The 12,973-nt window shown below is 67.5% G+C and carries 7 protein-coding genes; 1 reads left to right on the forward strand and 6 read right to left on the reverse strand.

Translation table 11 applies throughout. The annotated features are described in order from the left end of the window. Nucleotides 1-72: 72 nt before the first annotated feature. From N1027_RS02445 to N1027_RS02465, 5 genes are all read right to left on the reverse strand, one after another. Nucleotides 73-1,962, reverse strand: coding sequence for a YhgE/Pip family protein (locus N1027_RS02445; RefSeq protein ID WP_259504794.1), 1,890 nt, complete (start codon nt 1,960-1,962; stop codon nt 73-75). Then, nucleotides 1,959-4,985 (reverse strand): MMPL family transporter, encoded by a 3,027-nt coding sequence (locus N1027_RS02450; protein WP_259504796.1) that lies wholly within the window; start codon nt 4,983-4,985, stop codon nt 1,959-1,961. Before N1027_RS02450 ends, N1027_RS02445 begins: the two co-directional genes overlap by 4 nt. Before the next feature lie 53 nt (nt 4,986-5,038). Further along, nucleotides 5,039-5,623, reverse strand: coding sequence for a TetR/AcrR family transcriptional regulator (locus N1027_RS02455; protein ID WP_259504798.1), 585 nt, complete (start codon nt 5,621-5,623; stop codon nt 5,039-5,041). 86 nt (nt 5,624-5,709) lie between these two features. Continuing rightward, a complete protein-coding gene (locus N1027_RS02460) occupies nt 5,710-7,998 on the reverse strand; it encodes a cell wall-binding repeat-containing protein (protein ID WP_259504800.1) in 2,289 nt (762 codons plus the stop codon). Nucleotides 7,999-8,098: 100 nt separating this feature from the next. After that, nucleotides 8,099-8,998 carry an NAD-dependent epimerase/dehydratase family protein gene (locus tag N1027_RS02465; protein WP_259504801.1) on the reverse strand — a complete coding sequence of 300 codons (900 nt, stop codon included), beginning with the start codon at nt 8,996-8,998 and terminating at the stop codon, nt 8,099-8,101. A gap of 35 nt (nt 8,999-9,033) precedes the next feature. On the opposite strand from N1027_RS02465, the gene N1027_RS02470 reads away from it, so the two are divergent. Next, nucleotides 9,034-9,423 (forward strand): DUF1304 domain-containing protein, encoded by a 390-nt coding sequence (locus N1027_RS02470; protein WP_259504803.1) that lies wholly within the window; start codon nt 9,034-9,036, stop codon nt 9,421-9,423. A gap of 235 nt (nt 9,424-9,658) precedes the next feature. Here N1027_RS02470 and N1027_RS02475 read toward each other — a convergent pair whose 3' ends face one another. Next, nucleotides 9,659-12,928, reverse strand: coding sequence for an efflux RND transporter permease subunit (locus N1027_RS02475; protein ID WP_259504805.1), 3,270 nt, complete (start codon nt 12,926-12,928; stop codon nt 9,659-9,661). Nucleotides 12,929-12,973 lie beyond the last annotated feature (45 nt).

Consider the following 12,973-nt stretch of genomic DNA (forward strand, 5'->3'; position numbering starts at 1 on the left):
AACGAGACGGCAAGCGCAGCCCTATGGCGGGGCGGTGGTCGTCTCGTTTGGAGAAGTCGGAGCGGAATCGGGTCAGGCGATCCCGGGGCGCGGGGCCGGGTGGGGCTTCGGTTTGGCCGCGGGCAGGGCTGCTCGGGCGGGCACGAGCCAGCCGATCTCCACGGGGCGCCGTCGGCGGGCCAGCGCGAAGGCGGAGAGCAGGATGCTCAGCACGAGCATGCCGGCCATCACGAGCGCCGCGGTCACCACGGTGCCGACGTCGCCGCCCGTGAGGATGGTCTGGATGCCCGAGACCGCGTAGCTCATCGGACTGATCGTGTTGATCACCTGGAACGGCCCGGAGAGGATCTCGACCGGGTACAGCCCACCCGTCGCCGCGAGCTGCAGGGCGAGCAGCACGAGCGAGATCACCGCGCCGACCCGCCCGAACGCGGTGGCGAGGAACTGGTGGAACGCCGTGAACGCGAGCGCCACGATGAGGGAGAACCCGAGGGTGGCCGGGAGCGAGCTCCACGCCACGCCGAGCGAGAGGTGCAGGAAGCCGACGAGCAGCAGCACCTGAGCCGCGGCGATTCCGGATGCGCGGGCGAAGGTTCGCGCGGTGAGTCGCGCGGTCGTCGCCGAGCTCGCGAGCACCGCACGGGAGAACGGGCGCAGCCAGAGGAACAGGGCGAGCGCGCCGATCCAGAGGGCGGTGGGCAGCAGGATGGTCGACACGATCTGGCCGAGGTTCGTGACCTGGTTCTCGGTGCTGACGTCGACCTTCACGGGCTGGGCCACGACGTCACCGGCAGTCGAACTGCCGGCGGCAGGGTCGCTGTTCGCGGTGATCTGGTCGGCACCCGACTGCAGACCGGAGGCGAGCGTGCGTGCACCGTCGCCGAGCTGTGTGGCCCCGGTGGAGAGTTGCGTCGCGCCGTCGCCGAGCTGCTGGGCGCCGGTGACCAGGGCGGGGCCACTGGCGGCGAGGGTGTCGGCGCCGGATGCGAGCTCCGAGACACCCGAGGGGAGCGCCGCGAGACCGGCTGTCTGCGAGATCAGCGTGGTGCCCTCCTCGCTGAGCTTCTGAAGTGTTCCCTGGGCGATTCCGAGCTGCTGTTTGGCGGCGGCGGACACCGAGGTGTTCCCCATGACCTCGGCGAGCGCGTTGTTCAGGCTGCTCGAGGCGAACTGGGTGCCTCCGACGTACTGCGAGATCCCGTCAGGCAGCGCCGCGATCGGTGCGGTCTGCGCAGCAAGCTGGTCGATGCCACCCGACAGCTGACTCACCCCGTCCGTGTACTGGGTGAGGCCCGAGCTGAGCTGCGTGGCCCCATCGGCGAGCTGGGTCGCGCCCGTCGCCAGACCGTCGGCGCCGGTGCCGAGCTGCGTAGCGCCACCCGCGGCATCCGAGAGGCTCGTGCCGACCCCACCGAAGCTGGTGTAGATGCCGTTCACGACCTGGGCCGTGACCTGCTGACCGAAACCGGCCTGCACGGCCGAGGCGACGGTGCTCGCGACGATTCCGGAGAGGTAGCCGTGCGAGTCATCCGTGGTGATGTCGATCAGGCCCTGCTTCGGATCGGCAGTGCCGAGCGTGTTGAGGGAGGCCGAGAAGTCTTTCGGAATGGTGAGCACCGCGTAGTAGGTGCCGTTCTCGAGGCCCTTCTGGGCGTCGGACGAGTTCGTGGCGTGCCAGTCGAAGCCGGTCTGGCCGGCGCCGGTGAGCTCGGTCACGAGACCACGGCCCGCGAAGTTCGTCGAGGTCGTGCCATCTGCGTTCGTGGTGGTGGTCATCGTGTCGTTGTTCACGATCGCGGCGGGCACGGTGCTGATGTTCGTGTCGGCGTTCGCGAGAGCGCCGGCGAACAGGCCGTTCACCGCGAGCGGTGTGAAGGCCACCGCGAGGGCGGCGAGAACGACGAGCACGATCTTGGTGCGGCGGCGCATCCGGGGCGTCGGTGTGGTGGTCGAGCTGCTCATCGGGGGCCTCCCTTCGAAGCGGATGATGGTGAAGCGGATGATTCGGCGGATGGGGTGACCTCGAGCGCGCCCGGGTCGGAGCCCGGCAATGCGATGCGGATGAGCTCGCGGTTGCCCAGGGTGGCGGCGTGGGTGGCGGGTTCGGATTCGAGGCCGATCATGACGGTGGTCGACGCATCCGCGATGCTCGCGACGGCGCCGGCGAATGCGGGGGTCGACGGATGCGCGAAGTCGCCGTCGCCCGCATCGATCACGAGCACGTCGGAACGATCGGCGACGCCGAGCGCCACGGCGAGCAACGACTGCGCGAGGGGTGTGAGTTCACCGAGGGTGCGGTGGATGTCGATCGGCGTCTCGCCTTCACGGCCGGCGAGTGCGCCGTTGATGCGGCCGACCAGCGCCTCGGCGTCGCCTCGGGGAACGCGACGGAACCAGGGCAGGCCCAGACGCAAACGCTCGTTCAGGGCGTCGCCGACCGTGGTGGTCGCATCCGGTCGCCGCGATTCGAGGTCGACCAGCGTGACACGCTTGGCCACCGAACCCGACTCGGAGGGAAGCACGTGGCCGAGAACCTGCAGGTGTCCCTCGTCGGGGGCGATACGCCCCGCGACAGTGGCCGCGATCAGCCGGCGGGCGGCAGTCTCGCCGGTGATGACCGCCACGGAACCGGCCGGGATCTCGAACGACACCGGGGCACCAGACCCCTCGACCGCGAGGTCTTCGGCGCTGACCGCGGCGTCGTGGCGGCGAGCCCATTCGCGTTCGCCGATGTGTTCGCGCAGGCTCTCGCCCTCCACGTCGACGTTCGGCAGGATGCGGCCGAGCCACTTCGGCAGATACCAGGCGTGCTTGCCGAGGAGCGTCATGACCGCGGGAACCAGGGTCATGCGCACCAGGAACGCGTCGACGAAGACGCCGACCGCGAGGGCGAGAGCGATGGCCTTGATGGCTCCTTCTCCCTCGGGTACGAAGGCGAAGAAGACGAAGAACATGATGAGCGCCGCCGCGGTGACCACGCGGGCCCCGTGCTGGAAGCCCACGCGCACCGCTCTTCGGGCATCCTTCGTCTTCACGTACTCCTCACGCATGCCCGAGACGAGGAAGACCTCGTAGTCCATGGCGAGCCCGAACAGGATCGCCATCAGCAGGATCGGGAGGAAGCTGATGATCGGGCCGGTGCTGTGCACGCCGAGCAGGTCGGCGAAGAGGCCGTTCTGGAAGACCGCGACCGTCACGCCGAACGAGGCGCCGACCGAGAGGGCGAAGCCGAGCGCCGCCTTGATGGGCACGGCGATGGAGCGGAACACCATCGCGAGCAAGAGGATCGACAGCCCGATCACGAGGATGCCGAACGGGATGAGCGCGTTGGTGAGCTGGTTCGACACGTCGATGGCGACGGCCGTCTGCCCGCTCACGGTGAACGGCGTGCCGTACTGCGCCTCGACTTCGCCCTTCATGTCGCGAAGACGCTCGACGAGCGCTTTCGTCTCCGGGGCGTCGGGCGCGGTGGTGGGCACGACCTGGAAGATCGCGGTGTCGAGGGTCTCGTCGGGGAGGCCGGGGCCCACCGTCGCGACGCCGTCGACCGCTTCGAGATCGCTCCGGATGCCCGCCAGGTCGTTCTGGATGTCGGTGGTCTGCGTGATGTCGGCCACCACCACGATGGTGCCGTTGTAGCCGGGGCCGAACTTGTCGGCGATGGTGTCGTAGGCGATACGCGACGAGTCGCCCTCGGGCTGCGAGGCCGCGGTGGGGAGGTTGAGGTCGAGGCTGAACGCGGGGATCGCGGCCACACCGAGCAGGCCCACGACCGCCACGATGAACACGATCGGGGCCTTCATCACCCGGCGCACCCAGCGGCCGCCGAGGGAGGGCTTGGCGGGTTTGGCCTGCTTGACCGGCTCGCCGGATTCGTCGGTGGTGGCGGCGGCGGGCTGAGCCGGTGCATCCGTCTTCTCGTCGTCGTGCGAGGCGGCGGCGATCGCCCGGCGGGCGGCCCGCGAGCCGGGCTTCGGGGCGAGCTTGCCCTTCGAGATGCCCATGATGGCGGGCAGGAGCGTGATGGCGATGCTCACTGCCGCGAAGACCGCGAAGGCGGCCGCGACCCCCATCACGGAGAGGAACGGGATGCCCACCACGAGCAGACCGAGCAGCGCGATGATGACCGTGAGCCCCGCGAACACGACCGCGGCGCCGGCGGTGGCCACCGATTGCGCGGCCGACTCCTCCGCATCCATTCCCTGCGCCAGCTGGGATCTGTGTCTCGACAGGATGAACAGGGCATAGTCGATGCCGACCGCGAGGCCGATCATGACGGCGAGCATCGGGGCGGTGCTCGAGACGCTGGTGAAGGCGGCGACGAGGGTGATGCCGGCGAAGGAGACGCCGACGCCGATGAGGGCGGAGAGCAGGGGCAGACCGGCTGCGAGCAGGGAGCCGAAGGTGATGAAGAGCACGATTCCGGCGAAGAGCACGCCGATGCCCTCGGTGATGGTGAGGCCGAAGGTCTGGTTCGAGAAGACCTCGCCGCCGTAGGCGACCGTCATGCCGTCGGCTTGGAGGGTGTCGCCCGCGGTGGTGACCTGCTTGAGCGTCGCATCCGTCACATCCGTCGTCGGACCGTCGAACTGCACTTTGAGCAGGGCTGTCGTGCCGTCTTCGGAGATCGCGTTCGTGGCGTATTCGGAGTAGGGGCTCACAACCGCGGCGACCTGGTCGAGCTTGCCGAGGTCGTCGGCGACGTCGCTGATCTCCTGCTTCACGTCGGCGTCTTTGACGCTCTGGCCGTCGGGAGCGACGATCACGACGGTGGCGGCTGCGCCCGCCGCGGAGGGGAAGAGGTTCTCGAGCTTGTCGATGGTCTGCTGCGACTCGGTGCCCGGGATGGTGAAGCTCTCCTGGGTCTGGCCGCCGAGCGCGAGGCCCGTGCCGAGCAGCGCGCCGAGGACGAGCACCCAGGCGGCCACGACGTACCAGGCTTTGCGGAAGGCGAATCGTCCGATTCGGTAGAGCAGTGTAGCCACGGGAGGGCTCCTCGGTTGTTCGTAGGGAAAATCGTGCGTGAGGGTGAGGGGACTCAGCCCGAGAGGGGCAGGATCAGCTCGGTGACGACGTCGATGAGGGCTTCCCTGACCTCGTCGACGGGTTCCATGACCACGTTGCCCGCGGGCGCGGCGACCAGGATGTAGGCGGCTCCGGCGAGCGCGATGCCGAGGCGCACGCGTTGCTGCGTGGTGGGGAGTTCGGACATGAAGGCATCGCCGATGCGAGCCATGTAGCCGAGTGCTTCATCGATCAGACGGATGTCGCCGAGGGTCTGCCCTTGGTTGATGATGATGTGTGCGGCCAGGCGGTACTCGAGCAGCAGGTCGACGAATTCGACCACGAAGGCCTCGCGCAGCTCGCGCGACGAAGCGCGCTCGACCGTCGAGGCGAGGAAGGTGCCCAGCCGCTCGACGGCGGGGGCGATGGCGCCTTCGAAGAGCGCTTCCTTCGACGAGAAGTGATAGAGCACGCTCGACTTCGAGTAGCCGGCGGCGTCGGCGATCTGCTGCAGACTCGTGCCCGCGTAGCCGTTCTCGGCGAACATCTGCAGCGCGATCTGGCGCAGCTCGGCGCTGACGTCGGTCTGGGTGCGGGTGATCGGCTGAGGGGAGGGCACACGACGACTGTAATCTGACCGATCGGTCAGGCACTGTCCGATCGGTCAGATTCGGGGTCTACGCCCAGCTTTTCCGCAGCCCCCGTTCACCTGCGCAGATACTTCTCGAGCTCATCCTTCACGGTGTCGGAGATCGTGTTCGGCCCGCCGAGCACGACGATGCGGTAGGGGTCGAGGCGATCCAATTGTGTTGCAACCGAGGGCGGAATCGAATCTTTCGTGACCAAGAGCACCGGGCTCTTGTCTGCAATCGCGGCCGCCGATCCCGAAAGCGCGTCGGGGAACACCGCACCTGATGCCACGTAGACCACGTCTCGGCTCTGGAACACGTCCTGGGACACGTTGGCGGAGACCTCGAAGCGGTCTAGGCCGTCCACCCTCTTGATCTGGGTCGCCAGGGGCTTCAGCTTCAGGAAGGTGGCATCGGAGATCGAGTTGGTGCCGCCGAGCACCACGATGTTCTTGGGCTTCAGCCGGGTGAGCTCGGCTGTGATGGCGGCGGGAACGACATCCTTGTCGACCAACAGAACAGGCCCGCCGAGGAGGCCGGCAGCGGCGGAGCCCGACAGGGCGTCGGGGAACACGGCACCGGAGGCCACATAGGCAGTGTTGAGGCTCGGAGCGAATCCGTTCGCTGAGATGGACGCCGACACGGCGAATCGATCAGTGCCGGCGATTCGCGATACCCCCGCGCCGAACGCACTGAGTGCCGTCTCCACGCCGGCGCTGATGGTGTTGAGCCCGCCGAGCACGACGATCTTCGCGGGTTTGAGTCTCTTCAACTCGGTAGCGATCGCTTCCGGAACGGAATCCTTACCGACCAGCAAGACGGGGCCGCCCTGCGCGCCCGCGATGGCCGACCCCGAGAGCGCGTCACTGAACACAGCACCAGAAGCGACATACGCGACGGGCACCCCGGGCGGGAAGGTCTCCGCGGAAACCCGTGCCGACACGGCGAACCGATCCGCTCCACCGATTCGTTCCACCCGCGGCCCCTCCAACCCCTGGAGGTAGACCTGCGCAGGCTCGGTCTCCGTGCCGCCCAGCAGGTCACGCGACGCACTGAACGCGACGAGCCGCCCGTCGCCCGAGATGCTCGGATTACCGCCGCCCCCTGCGCTGCCTCGCAGCGGATCGGCCGCTGTGGCACTGACGAGACTCGTCACACCCAGCCGGACGTCGCGCCAGTACGCCTGCCCGCTACCCCCAACGTCAGCCCGGACCAGATCCCCGGCGTACGAGGCGAAAGCCACCCGCTGCCCGTCATCGGATATCGAGGCGGAGAACGACGGGCCGATCGCGGACGTGGCACCGGACTGGTTCACGCTCACCAGCTGAGATGCGAGCGCCGACGTGTCTCGCAGATAGACCTGCTCGTCGACGGTGCCCACGGCCTTCGGCGAGAGGTTCCCGGCCTTCGAGTCGTACGCAATGCGCCGACCATCCGCGGAGACCACCGGACGGCGCGAATCGCCGTTCCCACCGCCGCTACCGTCAGGTACAACGCTCACCAACCCCGTGCTGCCGGAGTCGATCGCATGCAGGAAGACTTGGTAGACCGTGCCTGAAACCGCGTTCGAACTGAGGTTCGTCGACTTCGATGCGAACGCCACCACCGTGCCGTCGCGCGACAACGATGGAGAATATGAATCACCGTTTCCGATCCGACCTGGTGAGGGCAGATTCGCGTCGCGCGTGCTGAGCAATCTGACGACTGTCATCACGCCGCTTTTCATCTCTGCCCCGAAGATCTGACTGACATCGAAAGACGTCCCCGGCAACAGATTCGTCGCGATCGAACCGAAAGCCAATCGCGATCCATCACCGGACAGCGACGGCTGGAACGAGTTGTAGACGCCCGCTGCCCTGCTGGTCGGGTTCCTACTGACCAGTTGCGTCGATCCAGTCGTCAGGTCTCGCAGGTAGATCTGGGTGTGACCATCGTAAGTAACTGACGTGTCCAGATCGCTTGCATCTGACGCGAACGCCACATATCGGCCGTCGTCGGAGATCGAAGGGTTGTAGGAGTTCGAGTTACCTCCGGCCTTTTCCACTGCATTGACACTTACGAGCACGGTCTGCCCACTCGTGACGTCTCGCACGTACACCTGAGACTTCGAGGGCGGCACGGGAAGGCTGGTGAGGTTGCGAGCCGCGGACGTGAAGGCCACGAATCGGCCATCAGGCGACACCGAAGTGTCGGTCGACCCGTCGTCTCCGACCCCTCCTGAAGTGCCGGCACTGATCAGCTGCGTCTCCCCCGGCGCCGGTGTCGCCCCACCCGCCGCCTGGGCAGCGGGCAAGCCGGCGAAGAGCGAGATCGCTACGCCCAGCGCCACAGCGGGCAGGATGCGTCGGCGGAGTGCAGCAGGCATGGGCGGGGTTCCTCACTCGAGCGATGAGCAACACACCGGGTGAGGGTTGCTCACTTCAAACGATGAGCATACCTCGCTTCACGCCAACTCAGCAAGTAGATCAGACCTGGTCGCGCCAGGAATGCTTGGGGGCGAACCAGAGCTGCTCCCGGGCCTTGTCGATCGAGAGGAGGGTCTCGGTGCCGTCGACCGAGCGCGTGAACGGCACCGTCGGGAAGTGCTCCGCCGCCAGAGCGGCCGACGGGGTCGACATCACCGTGTCGGCCGCGGCGATGACGAAAGCCTCGAAGCCGCGCAGAGTGCTCTCGAGCGACAGGCGCACCGCCTGCGCGCCGTCGCGGGCATCGATGTAGCCCCAGGCGTTCCAGGCGCGCGACAGCGGAGACTCCTCGAACGACGGGAAGGCGGCGTAGTCGGCCACGTCCATGACGTTGGAGAAACGCAGGCCGATGAGCTTCAGGTTCGGGTTCCAGCGCGTGAAGTGCCGGGCCATCTCCTCCTCCACAGCCTTGCCGAGGGAGTACGTCGACTGCGGGCGCACCGCATACGACTCGTCGACCGGGAACGAGGGCGGAGGCGTCTCGGTGAACGGCAGGCCCAGCACGGTCTCGCTCGAGGCCCAGACGATGTTGTCGATGCCGGCCGCCTGCGCCGCTGCGAAGATGTTGTAGGTGCTCGGCACGTTGTTGGCGAAGGTCGCCGAGTTGGTGAACATGCCCGGGGCCGGGATCGCTGCCAGGTGCACCACGGCGTCGACCTGGCTGTAGCGGTCGTCGACCGAGGTCAAGGCTTCGGCGACCTCGCCGTAGTTCGACAGGTCGACCCGCACGAACTTGGACCGCGCATCCGGTTCGGGCGACGGCGCCCGGTCTAGGTTCACCACCTCGTACCCGTTGTCGAGCAACTCCCGCACCACTGCTCTGCCGAGCTTTCCGCTTCCACCAGTGACGGCCACGTTCACCATGAGGGCTCCTCCGAGATCGAATCGATTGCGCTTCATAAAGTATCTCGCCTCACCGCCGCTAGGCTGACCGCATGGCCATCGTCGCATCCGTTCTCGTCGGCCTCGCGGCCTTGCTGCACGTCTACATCTGGTACATGGAGAGCGTGCGCTGGCGCACCCCCGTCATCTGGAAGCGCTTCGGCCTCGCCAGCCAGGCGGATGCCGACGCCACCGCGCCGCTCGCCTACAACCAGGGCTTCTACAACCTGTTCCTGGCAGTCGGTGCGGCCCTCGGCGTCATCCTCTACTGGACGGATGCCCGCGAGGCCGGCTTCGCTCTCGCCGTGTTCTCCGCGGGAAGCATGTTCGCGGCCTCCGTCGTGCTCCTCAGCACCGGTCGCGCCCGCCTCCAGGCGGCGGCAACCCAGGGCACCCTCCCCCTGCTGGGTGTGATCTTCTTCTTACTCGCCCTGGCGTTCTAGTTGCCCCTGCCGAAACGACGGAGGATTCACCGGCAAACGGGCTGACCCTCCGTCATTCCCGTTCCACCCCGCAAAAGTCCGTCGTTCCGACGAACAAAGACCCGGCACCGCACGCAACAGGCCCTTATCGACGACCCAAGGTGAGCGCGAGGCCGCGTCAGCGACCTCACGCGAACATGTCGCGGAGCGCCGGGCAAGGACCGGCGCGACCCGAGTAGGCCGCGCGAAGCACGGCCTACTCGGCAGCTAGCACAGTCAACGAAGCCGCCGCAACTTCCTGCGCCCGCGCCTCGCGCCGCTCCCGCCGCCGCTCCCGCGACCCCTCCACGAGGTTGTAGAGCACCGGCAGCACGATCAGGGTGAGCAGCGTCGACGACACCAGGCCGCCGATGACGATGATCGCGAGCGGCTGTGAGATGAACCCGCCGTGCCCGGTGAGTCCGACCGCCATCGGCAGCAACGCGAAGATCGTGGCCAGCGCGGTCATGAGGATGGGCCGCAGACGACGCGAAGCACCCTCCACGAGCGCCTCCCGCACGGGCAGACCTCGAGCCCGGTATTGGTTCACGAGGTCGACGAGCACGATCGCGTTCGTCACCACGATGCCGATGAGCATCAGCACTCCGATGATCGACGGAACGCCGAGAGGGATGCCCGAGATGACCTGCAGCGCGATGGCGCCGGTGGCCGCGAACGGGATGGAGACGAGCAGCAGGACGGGCTGCAGCAGGCTCTTGAAGGTGGCCACCATGACGACGTAGACGATCAGGATGGCGACCAGCAGCGCGATGCCGAGCTGCGAGAACGCATCCGACTGGTCGGTGACGACACCGCCGACGCTCGCGGTGGCGCCCGCCGGGAGCGAGACCGTGTCGAGCGCCTTCGTGACCTCGGCGCTGGCGGTGCCGAGGTCTTCGCTGTTGGGCGTGACCGACACGGTCGCGGTGCGCACGCCCTTGACGGTCGTGATGGTCGCCGGGCCGTCGACGATCGACACCGTCGCGAGCGAGTCGAGCCGCACCGGGCCGAGAGCGGTCGGGATCTGCAGAGCGGCCAGCTGGTCTTGAGTGGTGGGCGGGTCGTCGGCGACGATGAAGATCGTGTAGTTCTTGTCGTCGATCACGATCGAGCCGACGGTGGTGGGCTGCATGGTCTGCGAGACGATGCTGCCGACCGCCACCTCGTTGAGCCCGGCCAGGGCGGCCTTGTCGCGGTCGACCGCGACCTGGATGAAGGGCCTCGAGGCGCTGAGGTTCGACGACGCCTGCTTCACCTCGTCGAGCCCCTGCATGCTCGTCAGCACCGCAGCGGCCGCCGTGGCGAGATCGCTCTGGGTGGGCGCGGTGACGTCGATCGCGATGTCGGAGGTGCCGCCGAAGCCGCCACCCGACGAGACCGAGATCTCACCGGCATCCGGGATCTTCTCGAGGGTGGTGCGCACGGTGTCCTGCAAGGTGTCTTGATCGACGTCTTCGTCGGTGGTGATGTTGTAGGTGATGGCGCTGTCACCGCCGCCCACGAAGGCATCGCGCAGAGCGCTGCCCGAGGAGCCGATGGTGAGCTGCACGGTCTGAATGCCGTCGATGCCTTCGAGCGCGGTCTCGACCTGGGTGGCGGCGGCCGACTGGGCGTCGAGGCTCGAGCCGACCGGCACGGTCTGCGTGACGGTGAAGGTGTTCTGGCCGCTGGAGCCGAGGAAGTTCGTCTTCATCAGCAGCGTCAGGGGCACGGTGCCCACCAGCACGAGGATGGCGATGATGATGGTGACGACGGAGTGCTTCAACGTCCAGGAGATGATCGGCAGGTAGCGGCGCTGGAGGGCAGTGGGCGGCTCGTCTTCGATCTCGACGCGATGGTTGCGGGCGCGGCGGCTGGGCGCTTCGAGGGCCGAGCCGGGCTCGGCGACGGCCGCGTGCGCGTGCGCGTGCTCCTGGGAGCGGGCATCCGTCGATGTCGTCGCCGCGGCATCCGTGGCCGTAGCAGCGGCCTTCTTCGCCTTCGGGGGCCGCACGAACCAGTACGCGAGCACCGGCACGATGGTGAGAGCGACCAGCAGCGACGCGAGCAGCGCGATGGTGACAGTGAGCGCGAACGGCCGGAACAGCTCACCGGTGGTGTCTCCCACGAAGGCGAGCGGCAGGAAGACGGCCACCGTGGTGATGGTGGAGGCTGTGATGGCGCCGGCGACCTCGCGCACGGCGTCGACGATGAGCGAGGCCCGGGCGACGCCCGCCTCCTTCGGCGAGAGCTGCACGCCGGCGAGCGCCGACAGGTGTCTCTTGATGTTCTCGATCACGACGATGGAGTCGTCGACCACTCGCCCGATCGCGATGGTGAGCGCGCCGAGGGTGATGATGTTGAGGGTGTAGTTGGCGGTCTGCAAGCCGATGAAGGTGATGAGCACCGAGGTCGGGATGGAGATGGCGGTGACGATCGTCGATCGGATCGACAACAGGAACACGAAGACGACGAGCACCGCGAAGAACAGACCGAGCAGGCCCTCGGTGGCGAGCGATTCGATGGACTCCTGGATGAACGGGGCCTGGTCGAAGACGACGGTGAAGGTGGCCCCGGGGATGGCGCTCTCGAGCTGAGGCAGCAGATCGCGCACTCCCTGCGACACCTCGACGGTGTTCGCGGAGGGGAGTTTCGTGATCGACAGGGTGAGCGCATCCTTGCCGTTGACGCGCGAGATGGAGGTCACCGGGTCGTCGACGAGGGCGACGGATGCGACCTGTCCGATGGTCACAGGCGTGCCTTCCGCGGTGACCGCGGGAAGCGGAAGGGAGGCGATGTCGTCGGTGGAGGTGAGCTTCGATCCGGCCTGCACGGCGTAGCTCTGGCCGTCTTGCGTGAGGGTTCCGGCGGGAATCAGCTGGCCGTTCGCGGCGATCGCGTCAGTGATGTCCTTCGTGGTGACGCCTGCGATGGCGAGCGATGCGGGTGAGGGCGTGATGGTGACCCGTTGGCCGATGGCCCCGAGAACCTCGGCGGCGCGCACCCCGCTGAGCTCTTCGAGATCGGGCACGGCCGAGGTCTCGAGCTGCTGCGCGAGGGTCTTGGTGTCTTCGCCGGAGACGGCGATCGAGATGATCGGCAGGTCGTTGATGCTGCCGGAGAGCACCTGCGGATCGAGGTTCTCGGGCAGCGTCGACTTGATGCGGTTGACCGCCTGCTGGATCTTCTGCTCGGCGGTGGCGAGGTTCGTGCCGTAGGTGAAGGTGGCCGAGATGATGGAGAGGTTCGTGCTGCTCGTCGCACTCGTGGTCTCGATGCCTTCGACGCCCTGGATCGCGCTCTCGATCGGTGTCGAGACGTCGTCGTTCACCACCTCGGGGCTGGCCCCCGGGTAGGTGGTGAGCACGGCGAGCTGCGGGAACTCGATCGAGGGGATCAGCTCCTGCTTGAGGTTCGTGAGGGCGAGCCCACCGAACACGGCGACCACGATCGTGACGAGGGCGATCAGGGCCCGGTTCTTCATGCTGAGAACGGCAAGGAAATGCACGGGGAAGTCTCTCTATCCGAGCGAGTGCAGGGCGATACAGCTAGG

The sequence above is a fragment of the Herbiconiux aconitum genome (assembly GCF_024979235.1).
GTDB lineage: Bacteria > Actinomycetota > Actinomycetes > Actinomycetales > Microbacteriaceae > Herbiconiux > Herbiconiux aconitum.